The sequence below is a fragment of the Phycisphaerales bacterium genome, assembly GCA_016716475.1.
Lineage (GTDB): Bacteria > Planctomycetota > Phycisphaerae > UBA1845 > Fen-1342 > JADJWG01.
Genome location: JADJWG010000001.1, coordinates 1,497,672 through 1,513,217, shown reverse-complemented (window position 1 = coordinate 1,513,217; position 15,546 = coordinate 1,497,672). Strand labels below are relative to the sequence as shown.

The 15,546-nt window shown below is 65.2% G+C and carries 12 protein-coding genes; all 12 read right to left on the bottom strand.

From position 1 onward, the window contains the following. Positions 1–7: 7 nt before the first annotated feature. The 12 genes from IPM18_06215 to IPM18_06160 all read right to left on the bottom strand — a co-directional run bounded on the left by IPM18_06215 (position 8) and on the right by IPM18_06160 (position 15,463). A complete protein-coding gene (locus IPM18_06215) occupies positions 8–577 on the bottom strand; it encodes a metallophosphoesterase family protein (GenBank protein MBK9119183.1) in 570 nt (189 codons plus the stop codon). A 30-nt stretch (positions 578–607) separates the two neighbouring features. Beyond that, positions 608–1,855 carry a transcription termination factor Rho gene (gene rho / locus IPM18_06210; protein MBK9119182.1) on the bottom strand — a complete coding sequence of 416 codons (1,248 nt, stop codon included), beginning with the start codon at positions 1,853–1,855 and terminating at the stop codon, positions 608–610. 221 nt (positions 1,856–2,076) lie between these two features. After that, positions 2,077–2,868 carry a fumarylacetoacetate hydrolase family protein gene (locus tag IPM18_06205; GenBank protein MBK9119181.1) on the bottom strand — a complete coding sequence of 264 codons (792 nt, stop codon included), beginning with the start codon at positions 2,866–2,868 and terminating at the stop codon, positions 2,077–2,079. Between the two features lie 43 nt (positions 2,869–2,911). After that, entirely contained in the window at positions 2,912–3,397 is a 486-nt protein-coding gene (locus IPM18_06200; protein ID MBK9119180.1) for a hypothetical protein, read from the bottom strand. A 234-nt stretch (positions 3,398–3,631) separates the two neighbouring features. Next, positions 3,632–7,267: a S8 family serine peptidase gene (locus tag IPM18_06195; protein MBK9119179.1), complete on the bottom strand. Its 3,636-nt coding sequence runs from the start codon at positions 7,265–7,267 to the stop codon at positions 3,632–3,634. 396 nt (positions 7,268–7,663) lie between these two features. Continuing rightward, positions 7,664–9,160, bottom strand: a complete 1,497-nt coding sequence (locus IPM18_06190) for an MATE family efflux transporter (GenBank protein ID MBK9119178.1) — start codon at positions 9,158–9,160, stop codon at positions 7,664–7,666. A 165-nt stretch (positions 9,161–9,325) separates the two neighbouring features. Beyond that, positions 9,326–10,786, bottom strand: coding sequence for a Gfo/Idh/MocA family oxidoreductase (locus IPM18_06185; protein ID MBK9119177.1), 1,461 nt, complete (start codon positions 10,784–10,786; stop codon positions 9,326–9,328). A 552-nt stretch (positions 10,787–11,338) separates the two neighbouring features. Continuing rightward, complete coding sequence (locus tag IPM18_06180; protein MBK9119176.1) at positions 11,339–12,637, bottom strand: beta-ketoacyl-[acyl-carrier-protein] synthase family protein; 1,299 nt, start codon at positions 12,635–12,637, stop codon at positions 11,339–11,341. Positions 12,638–12,689: 52 nt separating this feature from the next. Beyond that, entirely contained in the window at positions 12,690–14,030 is a 1,341-nt protein-coding gene (locus tag IPM18_06175) for a beta-ketoacyl-[acyl-carrier-protein] synthase family protein (GenBank protein ID MBK9119175.1), read from the bottom strand. Continuing rightward, positions 14,027–14,515 carry a beta-hydroxyacyl-ACP dehydratase gene (locus tag IPM18_06170; GenBank protein MBK9119174.1) on the bottom strand — a complete coding sequence of 163 codons (489 nt, stop codon included), beginning with the start codon at positions 14,513–14,515 and terminating at the stop codon, positions 14,027–14,029. The genes IPM18_06175 and IPM18_06170 overlap by 4 nt, the downstream gene beginning before the upstream one ends. A gap of 11 nt (positions 14,516–14,526) precedes the next feature. After that, positions 14,527–14,925: an acyl carrier protein gene (locus tag IPM18_06165; protein ID MBK9119173.1), complete on the bottom strand. Its 399-nt coding sequence runs from the start codon at positions 14,923–14,925 to the stop codon at positions 14,527–14,529. A gap of 40 nt (positions 14,926–14,965) precedes the next feature. Next, the gene (locus IPM18_06160) at positions 14,966–15,463 is read right to left on the bottom strand and encodes a beta-hydroxyacyl-ACP dehydratase (protein MBK9119172.1); all 498 of its coding nucleotides are present in this window, start codon (positions 15,461–15,463) and stop codon (positions 14,966–14,968) included. Positions 15,464–15,546 lie beyond the last annotated feature (83 nt).

The window sequence follows — 15,546 nt, the reverse complement described above, 5'->3', positions numbered from 1 at the left end:
GTGCGCGTCAACGCCGCAGGGAAGATACTTCGACCGGCGAATTGTTCGCGGGTTCGTTCTCGTCCACACGCCAGAAATGCAGTTCATCCTGCTCCAGCGACAACGTGGCCACGGTGTGCACGAGCGCCCGATGGAGCGCGCCGGGATTGATGAGGCGTACGCCGCAGACCCGTTCGTCCCGCAGGGTGTGCGTGTGACCGTGCAGGATGTAGTGGCACGCCGCCATTCCCGGAGGCCGCGCCCCCGTCTGCTGGAGATTGCGCTCGAGGCGGCCAAACTCCGGCTCGTGCCCGTGGAATAGGAGGAAGTGGCGGCCCAGCAATTCAAAACGGGCCGGGGCCGCATCGGCCAGAGTCAACCCCAGCACCCGGGCGTACTCGAGTTCCCGCTGCGTGGGGAAGTCGGTGTTTCCGCGCACCAGCCAGACCCGGCGTCCGGCGAGCAGTTCCAGCACATCTGGTCCCCCGATGTCGCCACAGTGTGCGAACACGGTGGCGCCGCACTGTTCCAGCACGCGCAAGGCAGCGGCCGTCCGCTGCACCCGCCCGTGCGTGTCAGAGAGGATGCCGAGTACCACGGTGGTCTCCGGATACGCCCGGCGGCGCGCCTAGCTGCGCAGGTTCGCGAGGAACTCCGCCTGCGTGTTGAAGCGGCCCATCCAGTCCAGCAATGTCGTCATCTGCTTGGCGAGCGGCAGGTCGTTGAGCTGCCGCCGCAGCAGGTAGACCTTCCGCAGCGTATCAGGCGCGAGCAGCTTCTCTTCCTTGCGCGTACCGGACTGGTTCAGGTCCATGGCCGGCCAGATGCGCAGGTTTGCCAGCTCGCGATTCAGCACCAGCTCCATGTTGCCGGTGCCCTTGAACTCCTGAAAGATGAAATCGTCCGCCCGGCTGCCCGTCTCGATGAGCGCCGAAGCGATGATGGTCAGTGAGCCGCCACCCTCGATATTCCGGGCAGAGCCGAAAATCTGCTTCGGCTCCTGCAACGCGCGAATGTCGAGGCCCCCGGTCATCGTGCGGCCGCTCGTGCCGATGTTGGAGTTAAAGGCCCGCGCGAGCCGCGTGATCGAATCGAGCAGGATGATGATGTGCCGTCCCTGCTCGGCCAGGCGGCGAGCCCGCTCGTTCACCAGCCGGGCGATGCGCACGTGCGAGGCGATGTTCTCGTCATTACTCGAGGCGATGACTTCACCACGGACGTTCCGCCGCATCTCGGTGACTTCCTCGGGCCGCTCGTCAACGAGCAGCACGATCATGTACACCTCCGGATGGTTCTCGGCGATGCCGTGCGCCATCTGCTGAAGCAGGATCGTCTTGCCGGTGCGCGGCGGTGCAACGATCAGCCCGCGCTGTCCGCGTCCGATCGGCGTGAATAAATCGACCACCCGCATCGTCACCGGGCCGCCGGGGGTATCGAAGTGCAACGACTCGGTCGGATCGACCGCCGTGGTTTCGTTCAGCGGGGTCGGCGGCTGCCATTCGCCCGCCGGCACACCGTCGATCGCGTCAATGCGGCTGACCTTGCTCCGGCGGTTGCCCTTGTTCTCGACTCGCGCGATTTGTCCCGTGATGCATTCGCCGCCCCGCAGACAGAATCGGCGAATCGCATCCGGCGAGACGTACGGATCATCCGGACGCACGGCGAGATTGCGCTCCTGAGAACGCAGAAAACCGGCCCCCTGGTTGTCCAGCTCGAGCACGCCCGACTGCACCCCGATGGGTTCACCCGGTCCCTGCGGAAAGGGTGCCGCGGCCGGGCCCGCAGACTTCTGGGAGTTCGGCCGCCGATGTTTGGGAGAGGTGCGGCGCGAAGAATGTGGTCGCCCCTGACCACCCGAATGCCTGGTCTTTGCCATGCAGATTCCTGCAAGTCGCCGCCCGCCAGCGCAACAGGCGCGGCGCACGACGAACCCATGGATAAAGCGGTCGTCGAAAGCTCAGAGAACCCGTAAGAGCTTTCCCTCCCCCGAAAGCAGGAACACCCGCCGACCCACTGGCCGCCGCTGCGTCCCCGAGAACGCCAACACAAGGAGGAGTGTAGCGATTCCCGCGGGTTCAGACAATAGCCCGATTTTCCTCAACTCGCTGCTGTGACGGTGTTCACGAGCGTGCCAATCCCTTCAATTTCCACTTCGATCCGGTCTCCGGGCTGTAAAAACACCGGTGGTGTGCGTGCGAATCCAACTCCTTCCGGAGTCCCGGTCAGGATCACGGTCCCCGGCAGCAAAGTAAACTGATCAGAAAGGTAACTGATCAGTTCCCGGCACGAAAAGATCATGGCGCTCGTGCGGGCGGACTGCATCTCGGTGCCGTTCAGTCGACTCCGCACCAGGCAGTCACTGGGGTCGAAGGCCTCGACTGTTACCAGCCAGGGACCCAGGGGGCAGAAGGTGTCGAAACCCTTGGCACGGGTCCACTGCTTGTCGTTCCGCTGGCAATCCCGGGCCGAGACGTCATTCGCGCAGGTATAGCCGAGGACATGATCGAGGGCGGCGGAGGGTGGTACGTGGCGCGCTGTGCGCCCGATGATGATGGCCAGTTCGGCCTCAAAATCGACCTGTGTCGGGGCAGCCGCCGGCAGACGGATCGTACCGCCCGGTGCCAGCAGTGCCGTCGTCGGCTTGGCGAAGATCAGCGGCCGCTCGGGAACCTCGGAGCCCGTCTCCGCCGCGTGCGCACGGTAGTTGCGGCCGATTGCGAAGATGTTGGGCGGGTCAATCGGCGGCAGCAGTTGGGCGATGTTCACCGTTCGATCGGCGAAGGTTCGCTGTCCGAACAACTCGCCCACGAGGGGCTGGGCGGTGGTCTCCGTCACGATACGTCCGACGGTCAGGCGCCCGTCGGAACTGATGAAGCGTGCGAGTCTCATGCCGCGAAGGGCTCCGGGTGTGCTGCGGACAAGTTGCCGCGGCTCAATAGAACAAGGTCACGATCAAATGCGGATCGGAGTGCTTGCCTTCAACCACGCCAATGGTGCTCGTGGCGAACTTGATCTCGATGTCGTCGTCGCTGTCAACCCACTCGTTGATCTGCTGGTTCATATGCACTAACGGCCCATCTGCAAGCTTGCAGTGAAACGTCCGGCAACGAGTCGCGTGGGGCGAACCTTTGAGCAGCGGGCGGCGATACTTCGTGGCCTCCGCCGAACCCGCACCCAGTCCGGGCAGCCCGGATCCGAAACTCAGAATCGGAGTCGGTTTGCGCTCCGCGTTGAGCGGCTCATCCCCACTCAACAGGGCCGGCGTGCCCATGGCAGACTCCCCGCGGCGCTCCCGCAAACAGTGCGGACACAGCATCCGGCCTTCGAACGAGCCGGCCGTCTGCTGCTTCACATGCTCGGGATAGATCGTGGCGCCACACGCCTCGCAGGCAGCGAAGGTTTCTTCATCAGCGGCCATCGCCTCAGCTCCTCTCGCGTGGCTCGCCGCACGGGCAGCGGGGGGCGCTGCGTCCAACCCAGCACCCGGCCCGTGCCGGACCGCAGCAGCGCGGACGTGTGCGGCCGTAGACAGGTGCGGGCGAGTATAGCGCATGGCGCGCATCGGCGCCAAGCCGGCGGCGCAGACCGCGGGCCGGCATCCGCAAGGGATTGCCGGCCCGCGGGGGCTACACCTACCTGGTCAAAGGTCCCCTTACGGGCACGCGCTCACACACGGAGCCGGTGGGGCCTTGAGCAGACCGATGAACGGCGAGATGTCGGCGAAGTTCACCATGCCGTCGCCGTCAGTGTCGCTGTTGAGGTACGGGCCGAAGCCGCCGGGCAGGTCGCAGGTCCAGTTGGCGGCGCTGCCGGCCTTGATGGCCGCGATGAATGGTGAAATATCGGCAAAATTCACCACGCCGTCACCGTTGGCATCGCCCGGGCAGGTCTCCGGTGCCTGGCACTCGTCGGGAATGCCGTCACCGTTGAGGTCCAGACTCGTTCCGTTCAGGAGGTCGACATGGTCATTGAATCCGTTGCCGTTGCAGTCGACCAAAGGCCGGAACCACTGGAGCGTCGTGTTCATCACGGCGGCCCGACCTTGTGCCGTTGCAATGGCCTCGAGCGGGAAGCCGAAGAAAACCGCGCGGAAGATCGGGCTGTCCACCATGGTGGCGGCACTGCCCTGATCGCCCATGAAGGCGGTCGCACCGAGTGCATTCGGATTCACCACGTCGCTCCAGTTGAAGAACGGATACGACAGGGTATAGGGACCAAGGCCGCCGTACACCGCGCCGCTACCCGTCGCCGACGTTTGCGAACGATCGTTCAGGATGGAACCCGCACCGAGGTAGTTCTGCATGAACGACGTCAGGCCGCGGTCGTAGAAGTAATCCTGTCCCACGATCATCACGTTGCGTCCGCGATTGAGCAGAGTCGCTAGCGCGGCTTCCGCGGCCGGACTGGGGCCGGCTTTCGGATTGCTGGTGCCGCCCCACGAATCGCCTGAGAACCAGATGATGTGCGCATAAGGCATCATCTCTGCCAGCGACGGCTCGCTCTGTCCGGCCTGCGTATCCCACACGTCGAACGAGAGATTCAGCGTTCCGATCGCCGTCGCATAGAAGCTCCGCACGTCCGGCGAATTGTCGTCATCGTCGACCAGCAGGATCGCGGGAAACGCCTGTGTTGTGAAACTCGCCGCGGCGCTCGCGCCGTAGCCGCACGGATTGGCCGAACGGACACGCCAGTGGTATTGCGCCACCTGGTCGAGTGGCTCACCCAGGGCGTAGCTCGCTTCGGTCAATCCATCGATCGAGAGGATGATGTGGACAAAGTCCGCATCCGTCGCGATTTCAAGTTGGTGTGACAGCGCGTTCGGTGCCGCGTTCCATGACAACGTCGGCAGGATGCCGATGTTGATCGCACCATCCGCCGGGCTGACTGGAATGGGCGCCGCCGGCACTCCGGCAAAGACCTTCAAGCTGGTGGTCGTGGACCGGACCAGTTCGCCGGACGTGCCGACAATCTGGAACTGGAACGTGCCGTCCGGCGTGGCTGCGCTGGTCTGCACGTCGATCGCAACCGATTCCCCCGGCAGAGCGGTCGCCGGGGTCACCAATGCAGTCGTCCCGTTCGGCAGGTTCTCGACCGTGACCGTCACCGGCTCATCAAAACCGGCCACGGAGACGATCGGCAGCGTGTAGGTGACCGCCCCGCCGCCACAGGTCTCCTGCGCTGCCGGTCGCGAGAGTGCGAAGCCGGGCTCCAGTGTGCAGTTGTAGCAAACCACGGCGAAATCCTGATCCGTCAGGTCGCCATAGTTCGGCAGACCGTCCGACGAGATGTTCGCCGCCAGTACGCGAATCATGTACGTCCCGTCCGCGGCCGGCCCGATGAACACCCCTTCGGTGTTGTTGCGGTTGTCTTTCACGCCGTTGGGCGTGGACCAGCCGTTGGCACCGAAGTCATTGCCTCGATAGGTGATCGCGCCGGCGGAGACCTCGAGGTCGAGGTCGTTGTTCCAGGCGGGGGTGCTGCCACCCAGGCCGTGCCCGGGCGCATCCGTCCAGACCAGCATGATCTTCATGGGTTGGGTCGGATCCGCCGCGGAGACCTGCTGCTCCCAGAACTCGCCGGTGTTGTCGAAGATCACCGGGTTGTCCCAGTAGCGCACCGACACTTCCGGAGTGACCACCGCGGCGAGGTTCATCCGGCCCCAGCCCTGCTTGCTGTCGAACGGTACACCGAGGAGCCCGTTGTTGGCATCGCGAAAACCGGCAAGGTTGTGTGCCACCGGCAGGAAAGCGGCCTTGATCAAGGCGGGGGAGGGGTCGACTTCGTAACCGTCCAGGTTGCGATAATACTCGATGAACAGGGCCACAGCACCGCTCACGTGGGGTGAAGCCATGCTGGTCCCGCACGAAAGGCCGTAACCGGTCGTCGAGTTCGACGAGTCGATGCGGCAGCCGGGCGCGACCATGTGCGGGATCTTGCGGCCGTCGAGGCACGGTCCATGGGCAGTGTTCGAGGACAGGTCGTTGATCTGAAGGATCTGTGAGCCGTCCGTGTTCTGTCCCTTGGTCGAACCGATGGTGAAGAGGTTCTTCCCTTCGTCGGGCGTGCCCTGTGTGCTGGTGCCGCCATTGCCGTTCATGATCGACAGGACATACGTCAGCGGCTGGTCACCCGGTACGTTTGCGTCCGTATCACGGACGCCGATGTCACACTGCATTGTGTGGTTGTCGTAGCCGCGGGGTGAACCTGCCGGTCCCCAGCTATTCCCGGAGAGCAGCGCGCCATTCGCATAGGAAACACGCATCAGCGTCAGCATGCCGCCGGCCGAGGTGTACGTCGGCGAGTAGAGCTGCTCCACGAGGTTCGCACCAGGGGCGATACCCAGGCCACGCAGGAACCCGAAGGCGTCGCGCGTGCCGGATGCCCCCGTGCCGGCCATCGTGCCGGCAGTGTGCGTACCATGACTCGACCCCGTCGACGGAACACCGCAACTGGTGCCGACACAGGGCAGGAAACGTCCGGCCAGGTCCGGGTGGCCCTGATACACGCCGCCATCGACGTTCGCGATCGCGACCCCGGCGCCCGACAGACCCACGCTCGCAAGCCACAGGTCATAGCCGGGATAAGCCGCGTTATTCGCCGCGACGTTGTTGACGCAGACCTGGTTGAACATCTCGCCACGCAAACCGCCGTCGGTTGGTGTCGGCTGCACGGTGTATACGCCGGGCAGGTTTGCGACTGCGGGCAGCAAGGCCCCCGGCAACTCGAAAACCACGTGCTCGAACGCGCGGCTCAGCACCGCCGAGCCATGCACGGTGGCGCCCATTTGCTCCAGAGCTCGAACGATGTGTTCCGTGCCGGCAAACCGGACTACCAGCACTTCCGTCCGAATGCTCGTCGCATCAAGATTGCGGAATTGCGGCAACAACCTGTACGCCGGCAGGAACTCACCCGCCCAGCGCAGGTGACTGCCGTTCAGCGTGGCGCGCTGCCCCGCGGAGCCCCATACGATGTAGGTGTAGGGGTGCACGTACTGGACGATCTCCAGTCCGGCGGCCTGCAGTTCCTGCAGCCACTCATCCTGCGTCGGACCGGCAAACTGGACGAGTCCCAAGTCACCGCCGGAACTCGTCTGATCCAACCCCAGCGGGGGCGCGGGCACGCCTGCCAGTGGGTCGAAGGTTTGCTCACCCAGCGTCAGGACATAGTCCGGATTCGTTGGCGCTGCGAGCGCTACGTTGTCATGGGCGGCCGCTGTAGCTGCGGCCAGAGATAGGGCGCCGAAGACGACACCATGTGCCAGACAGATCACCACTCCAGGAATGCGCACGTTCTGCTCCTTTGACCATGCGGCCCTTGACATGGGCTCCCCGTTCAGCACACGGGGACACCAGCGCGCGTGTGCTATCGGTTCGCAACGCGCCGCGGCTTCGTACTCAGTTCGCGGTAAGCACCCCGTTCCGCACCATGCGGACGACGTACCAGAACAGGTCGATAAGAATTGCCTGCACCGGTTGACTGGGCATTCAGCCAATAAGTCATAGGACCATTCTAAGTCCCGCCGCAGTGGATCACAAAGGATTTTTGATCGCGTGTATCGGTAAGGTATGCTTGGGCGCCCCGCAAAAGTCCAGTAATCATGACTCGTGGTTTGTCCGATAAGTGGCGCCAACTCAAGCCGCCGGGGGGCTCTCCACTAGTCGCCGGAATCGGTTACGCCGGCGCATCACACCCGGACATGTCGCCAGCCCCCCTGTCGGAAGCGACCCCAGGCCAGCACAAAGCGCCCGATATTGTCCGCCCACATTCCGCACCATGCGCCGATCAGTCCCCAGCCCAGTCCGATTCCACACGCAAAACCCACCGGCACTCGCAGACCCACACCTGAAATGAACGAGATCACCATGGTTGTACGCGCGTCACCAATTCCCCGCAACGCGCCGTTGTAGATGATGGCCGCGCCGAGCACCGGCTGCACCAGTCCCAGCAGGCGAAACGCCGGTGTGCCGACCACCCGCACCTCGGCATCCGCACTCATCAGCGTGTAGATGCCTTCGGCAAAGAGTACGAATCCCAGTCCGACGGCACCACAAATCAGCGCACCCTGTCGCACCGCCGCCCGCACACTCCGTTGGGCCAGTTCCGGTGCACCCGCACCGAGATGCTGACCGGCGAGAGTCGCAGCAGCCGTCGCCCAGGCGATCGCCGGCAGGAAGCTCAGCGCCTCCATGCGCATCGCGATGGTGTGGGCCGCGAAGTTTACCGTGGCGGCCGCGCCGGTGGCCGTATGGGCCACCACCCAAAGGAAGACGAGCTGCGTGGCCGACATGACCGCCGCATCCCCGGCGGCCGGAAGGCCCACCCGTAAAATGCGACGAAGAGTGGGTCCGTGTGGTCGCAACAGCCGCCCACCGACCCGGAATCCGCAGGGGCCGCGCAGCATGACCACGATCATCGCCACGCCGCCATAGCAACGCGCAACCAGCGTGCCGAGCGCGATGCCGGTCGCACCGAGCGGTGGGCCGAACCAGCCCTGCACCAGCGCGATCGACACTACAGCGTTGATGATGTTCACACTGATCATGATGCGCATCGGCGTGCGCGTGTCGCCGGCCGCACGCAGCAGGCCGGATCCGATGCCCGTCAGACTCAACAGCGCGTAGCCCCCCGCGTCGATCCGTAGATAGCGTTCGCACAGCCCGCGCGCTTCGACGGTCTGGGTCAGTAACTGGGCAAGCAGCGGTGCGCAGATGAACGCCAGCAAGCTGGTAGCCAATCCGGCCGCACCGGCCAACAAAAGCGCCTGGTTCACGGCTCGGTTGCGGGCGCGATGCTCGCCCGACCCGGTGGTGCGCGCCACCACCGCCGCGGCCCCCGTTCCGACCAGCGTGAAGAGCACGGTCAGCAACCAGCTTGCGTAGGTCGCCATTCCGACCGCGGCGTTGGCCTCCTTGCTGATACGCCCCGCTAGAAACGTGTCGACAAAGCCAATCAGGAAATTGAAGTACAGCTCGCCGAGCATGGGCAGTGCGAGCATGAGCACCTGCCACGGAATCGGCCCGGCCGGCAGTGCGGTGAGCGCCGCGCGTTTCCCCGCGAGTGGGGCTGTCGCCGGTACGGTCCCGACGGGCCCGGCCGGTGCGCCACCCGCGTGCGGGCGCACCGTGTATGACACACCGGCGGCGCTATCGGAGCTGGGGTCGTCGGGCGCTGAGTGGGGCATGGTCGTGGTGCGTGACTCCGGAAGCGCAGCGGGTACGCCGTTTGCTGCGTGCGGGATGCTGCCGTACTACGGTGAGCGCGAAAACTGCCGCACTACGCACAGGACATCACCGGCCGCCGCGGAATAGCGCAGTGCGGCTACGTTCACCAGTGCCGCGCAATCGGTCTACACGCGCCAGCCCGCGCGGTATTCTTTCGTGAGAAACGCATTGGCTTCCGGCACGTTGGTGATGCGCAGATTCGCGCCATCCCATTCCAGCCGCCGACCAACTCGCAGCGCGACGTTGCCCAGCAATACCGTCTCACACATCGGACCCGAGTAGGCGAACCGCGACTTCGGAAAATCGATCGACTCCAGCCCGCTGCAAGCCAGCAACCACTCTTCCACATGCCCTGGAGACCGCTCGAGCAACTGTGGCGGCTTGCCCACCTCTTTCATGCGCGCCTCGGGGATGATCCGGGACGAACTGCCGTAGTCCCCGCTCACCACCAGCGCTGCGTCGGTGCCGATGAACAGACTTCCCGTTGGCGGGATGCGCCGGCCGTACTCCAGCACCGCCGGCGTCGTGGGTCGCAACCCGCCGTCGTACCAGTACGCCGAAAAGGCCTTCCGCTTGCCACGCTTCGGGAAGTCCCAGCGTACCACCGCAGCGTTGGGGAAGGCCTCCTCCGTGATCGCACTGGAGGCCACCGGCTCGACGGACGTCGGATAGCCCGGGTCAAGTGCCCAGAAGATGCCATCCATCGTGTGGCACGCCATGTCACCCAAAGCGCCGGTCCCGAAATCCCACCAACCACGCCAGGTGAACGGGTGATACACCTTCTCCACGTATGGCCGCTCCGGAGCCGGGCCGAGCCACAGATCCCAGTCCACGTGCGCGGGCACCGGTGACTCGCCTTCCGGCCGGCCCATGCCTTGCGGCCAGATCGGCCGATCGCTCCAGGTATGTGTCTCCACGATGTCGCCCAACACACCACTGTGCACGTATTCGTAAACCAGGCGCCAGCCCTCCAGGGCGTGGCCCTGGTTGCCCATCTGGGTCGCAAGGCCGTAGCGTGCGGCCGCTTCGGTTAGCTGCCGAGCTTCCCATACCGTGTGCGTGAGCGGCTTTTGGAGGTACACATGCTTGCCCATCTGCAGGGCGAGCATGGTCGCCGGATAGTGATGATGATCCGGTGTGCCGATCATGACCGCGTCGAACTCGCTGCCCATCTCCTCGAACAGGCGGCGGTAATCCTGGTACGCCTTCGCGGCCGGATACAGTTCGCGGGCCATGTCCATGCGTTGTGTGTCGACATCGCAGTAACACGGACAGAGAATTCCGGCTTCTTTCGTGGTTTCCAGATGATGCCCGCCGATGCCACCGGTCGCGATGAACGCGATGCGAAGTTGCTCACGGCGTGGCGCGCGCAGCGGCCGCGCAGCGGGCAGACTGCTCGCCCAGCGCGGGCCGGGTTCACGCTTCCCGGGTGACGCGCAGCCCGCCAAGCCGCCCACGACGGCCATGCCGGCTACGGCGAGTCCGTGCTTGAGGAACTCGCGGCGGGAATTGCCGTCGGCAGTGACCACGGGTTCGGTTGCGGTGGTGTCCAGGGATGATTCTGGGTGTGTGTTTGTGAGAGGCACGGTGAAAAACCTCGCTTGCGGTATTTCCGGCCGGCGGAAAACTGGCTGAGCGGCCGTCCGCGCGGGCGGTCGTGGCCGGATTGCCGCAGCGCGCGGCATGGTAGCGAAGGAGGCCGCGATTCGCGAGCCGTGGAGGTCCGGTCGGGCTTTCGGCCGGCGTGCGCCTGGCCTCAGTCCCCGCGGGCTTTGTCCGACTCAGCGTCCAGGGGCAGCCCGCAGTGTACGCATGCCGCAGCAAAAGGCCGCCACGTGCCGGGATCGCTCAGTCGTCCCCCGGCGAAGAACCAGTGTGCGCACCGTGGACAACGGCTGCACAACATGCGCAACCAGGCGAGATTCACAACCACGGTGCTCAGGCCCAGACCGCGCACATACCCCGGCCACGCCTTCGCCCACTGCCCGTGCCAGAGGGCGTGTACGGCGAAAAGCACGAAAAGGAGCACCACGAACCCCGCGAGGAACCAACAGAGCCGCCGTCGGGTGCGGACTTCCCCCAACTCCACCGCGATCTCTCGTTCGCTTGGTGGGCGCGGCGCCATCGGACGACCGCCGCTAGTCCTGCGGCGCGCGGATGACGAGCGTATCATTCTGGCCGCCGAAGCCGAAGCTGTTGCTCAGACAGACACGCACCGGCCGGCGGCGCGGTTCGTTGGGCACATAGTCCAGATCGCAGTTCGGGTCGGGCTCGTGGTAATTGATCGTGGGCGGGATCACCTGCTCGCGCAGGGCCAGCACGCACGTGATCAATTCCACGGCGCCGGCGCCCGCGATCAGGTGCCCAAGCATGCTCTTGACGCTGCTGATCGGCACCTTCTTCGCGTGCTCACCGAAGACCGTGCGAATGGCGAGCGTTTCGATCTTGTCGTTCTCTTCCGTGCCGGTACCGTGGGCGGAAATGTAGTCGACATCCTGCGGTTGCAGACCGGCCGCCGTGAGTGCCCCGCGCATCGCACCGATCGCTCCGCGCCCGGTCTCGTGCATGTCGGTGACCCGGAAAGCGTCCGCCGTCGAGCCGTAGCCGAGAATCTCCGCCAGGATCGGCGCCCCGCGGCGCTGGGCGGTCTCGTACGCTTCCAGGATCAGGATGCCGGCGCCCTCGCCCAGCACGAAGCCGTCGCGCGTGCGATCGAACGGGCGTGAAGCCGTCACGCAGGCATCGTTTCGTGTCGAGAGAGCCGTCAACCGATTGAAACCGGTGACGCCGAGCGGGTGAATCATGCTGTGCCCGCCGCCCGAGATCATGATGTCCGCATCGCCGCGGCGGATGATCATGCTCGCTTCGCCGAGGGCCTGCGTACTGGCGGCACAGGCGGTCAGGGTATTGATATTGGGTCCCTGCGCGTTGAATCGGCAGGCAATGTGGCCCGCGGCGCAGTTGGGATCCTGCTCGAACTCACGGTCCGCCGACAGAACACGGGCGGCCACTTCCGCCCACCGCACCGCGTTCAGCTCATGCCGCTCCGGATCCCAGCCGGCGACGCTGGCGGCGACGAAGTTCTCGAAATCGATCGGACCCTCGCCGGCGCCGAGGTACACGCCGACCGCATCCGGCTCCACCGGAGCTCCGGGATGATCCAGGCCGGCGCTCTTCCACGCCAACTCCGCCGCCGCGAGTGCGAAACCGGCATTGCGGCTGCAACCCCGGTGCTGCTCGTAGTATGGCCCGAGGAAATCCTCCAGCCGGAAGCCCTTCACTTCGGCGGCAAACTGCGTGGGATAGGTCCGCGCGTCGAAGATGGTCATGGGGGCGATGCCGCTTTCGCCGGCCAGCAACCGCCGCCAGACCGTCTCGAGATCGTGGCCCAGCGGTGTGATCCAGCCCATGCCGGTGATGACTACGCGTCGGTTCATGCTGTGCATTTCCATCGGCGCCGTGCCGGCCGAGCCGGGCACGTGGCCGTCGTCAACCTTCGAAACGCTTGATGACCAGCGCCGCGTTCTGGCCCCCGCCCAGTGCGTACGCCGTCGAGAGCGCGTATTCCACGGCAACGTCCCGCGGCCCCTCGGTGTAGACGTTCAGCCCGCAGGCCGGATCCACCGGCGTGCTGTTGAACGCGGCCGGCACGGTCCCGTGATGCACCGCCAGCACCGCTGCGATGAAGTCCAGCGCCCCGCTGCCCGCCCCATTGTTGCCCAGGCCCGCCTTGACATTCATCACGGGTACTTCGGCCGCTCGCGCGCCCAGCGCCGTATGCAGGCCGCGGGCTTCGGCCCGGTCATGTTCGACCAGCCCCGCTGCCGCAGTGATGACCAGATGCAGGCGCTCCGGGGTGATGGCCGCATCCCGCAGAGCTTTCCGCACGGCAACCGCCGTCCCGCGCCCCTCCGGGTGCGGCGTGCTGGGCTGCCGGCAGGAATAGGCATCGTGTCCGGCCCCGAATCCCACCACCTCCGCGTAGATGCGTGCCTTGCGTGCCTGAGCGTGTTCCAGGGCTTCGAGAATCACAAGCCCACCCCCCTCGGAAACGACGAATCCATCGCGGTCAGCCGCGAAAGGGCGACAGGCCGCTTCCGGCCGATCATTGCGCCGGCTCAGGCGGCCGCCCAGCGACTGTCGCAGCACGGCCATCGGGTTGTCTTTGCTTTCGGCCCCGCCGCAGATGCAGACGTCGGCCGCGTTGCGTGAGATCAGGCGAAAGGCCTCGCCGATCGCGAGGTGGCTGCTGGCTTCGCCGCAGGTGATGGTGTTGCTGGGGCCCTCTGCGGCATGCACGATCGTCACATGACACGCGAGCATGTTGGGCAGGAACTTGAGCAGCCACAGCGGCGTGAGAGTCTGCATACCTTCCAGACCCCACTTGCGCAAAGTGAATTTGCCATCCTCGACCGCCGTGGCGAGGGCCTCACTCAGTTCCGCGAGGTCGGCGCAGATCAGGCCGGAGCCGATATTCGCACCAAAGCGCGGCCCGGGGACGGTCGGCGGGCCCTCGACCTCACCCCGGTCGATCAGGCACTTGGTCCGCAGGCCGGCGTCCTTCACCGCGTGATAGGCCGCAACCACGGCGAGCACGATATCACGGGCCATGATCTTGGCGGCTTTGCGGTAGTTCTTCGGCACCGCCTCGACCACGCTCAGTCCGTCGATTTCGCCACCGATCTGGGAGGGAAAGCGCGCCGGATCGAAGGAATGCAGGCGGCGAATGCCGGAACGCTGCTCCAGGAGGGCGTTCCAGTAGTCCGCGACGCCGGTCCCCAGTGGCGTAACGGGCCCCAGCCCGGTGATGACGACACGGCGGCTGCTCAAAACTTGATCCTCTCAGCATTATTGGGCAGGTACGTCTTCAACAGGGCCATGAAACCCTCGTTGAAGACAAAGTTCTCCTCGGGGAATTGTAACCCGCTCGCGTTCTGGTCGATATGCGAGAACACGAGATCGATGGTTCCCACCAGGCGGTCGCCCACCCACACCTCCCCACGGCTGGCCGCCCCGGTCTCAGAAACCTGCTCCAACTCGGCGACGTAGCGTAACTGGTCTCCGGGCCGCACCAGTTCGTGAAAAACGGCTTCCTTCAGCTTGGCGAGGATGACCTTTTCACGAAACCCACGCGCGTGCCCGACGAGTATGCCCGCCGTCTGCGCCATCCCCTCGATCATCAAACTGGCCGGCATCACCGGGAAGCCGGGAAAATGATCATGCAGATGATCTTCCGCCAGCGTGACGTTCTTCACGCCCACCGCGCGCACGCCCGGCACGAACTCCTCGAAGCGGTCCAGCCAGACCCACCGCACGTGTCGGCCTCTCAGTTGGCCGACGTCAGCTTCGACTCCACGAAGCTCACGATCGTGCCGACGGTGAACATTTCCATCACCTTGCCCACATCCGGATCCTGCTCGAACGCGCTCCACTTGAGATCTTTCACCCGCGCCCGGAGCGCCGCAAGACCCGCGGCGTTCAACCGGTTGTTGCTCACGTAATCGGGGTTCTGCAGGATGTCCGGCGGTGCGAGTTCCTCCTGACCTATTTTGATCCCGAACGCCTTCTCGAGCCGGAAGGCAATGTCCAGAATGTCAATCGACTCGGCTCCGAGGTCGCCGGTCAGCGTCGCGTCTTCCGTGACCTCATCTGGATCGACGCTCAGCGCTTGCACCAGCGCTGTCCGGACCTTGTCAAAAATCTCTTCCCGCGACGGTGTGGCCATGAACGGCTCCCTCCAATCGAAGGCACTTGGGGTTATTCAGCTATGGAGCGCTGCCCGGACCGGCGACCGCAGCCGACCAGATCAACGCGAACAGGGCGCGGTGACCCGCACGCAACTGCTCGTCCACTTCCGCATACGCCGGATCCTGCGCTGCCAGCCGCAAGTGCCGCAGCGTCAACGATCCCTTCACGACTTCCTGCCCGTCGATTTGGCCCCGCGCTGCGAAGGTGCTTTCGTCGGCCGACAGCGCCTTGCACTCCGCTTCGACGGTCAGAATTTGGCCGGGGGCCGCAAAGCTCTTATACCTAACGTTCCGAGCGGCTTTCAGCAACACCAAGCTCGGCTCGAAATCCAGCGCCTCGCGCACCAGCCACGCGGCCGCCTGCACCATCGCCTCCACCATCAGCACGCCCGGCAGCACCGGGAACGTGGGAAAGTGCTCCGCGAGGTACTCCTCCGCCAGCGAAACCGCTTTCCGCGCGACAATCCGCCGCCCGGATTCCAGTTCCTCAATCCGATCCACGAGCACAAACTTCACGCGCAGCTACCCGATCTCTCACGCCAAGCCGGCGAACCCGGACTTGCCGGCCACCAGCCCGCCCCGTCAGACACCACGCCGGC

Bases quoted from the DNA above. Each gene is read 5' to 3' on its own strand.
- IPM18_06200 (MBK9119180.1), bottom strand. From the start codon at position 3,397: ATGGCCGCTGATGAAGAAACCTTCGCTGCCTGCGAGGCGTGTGGCGCC.
- IPM18_06165 (MBK9119173.1), bottom strand. From the start codon at position 14,925: ATGGCCACACCGTCGCGGGAAGAGATTTTTGACAAGGTCCGGACAGCG.
- IPM18_06180 (MBK9119176.1), bottom strand. From the start codon at position 12,637: ATGAACCGACGCGTAGTCATCACCGGCATGGGCTGGATCACACCGCTG.
- IPM18_06205 (MBK9119181.1), bottom strand. From the start codon at position 2,868: ATGAGACTCGCACGCTTCATCAGTTCCGACGGGCGCCTGACCGTCGGA.
- rho (MBK9119182.1), bottom strand. From the start codon at position 1,855: ATGGCAAAGACCAGGCATTCGGGTGGTCAGGGGCGACCACATTCTTCG.
- IPM18_06190 (MBK9119178.1), bottom strand. From the start codon at position 9,160: ATGCCCCACTCAGCGCCCGACGACCCCAGCTCCGATAGCGCCGCCGGT.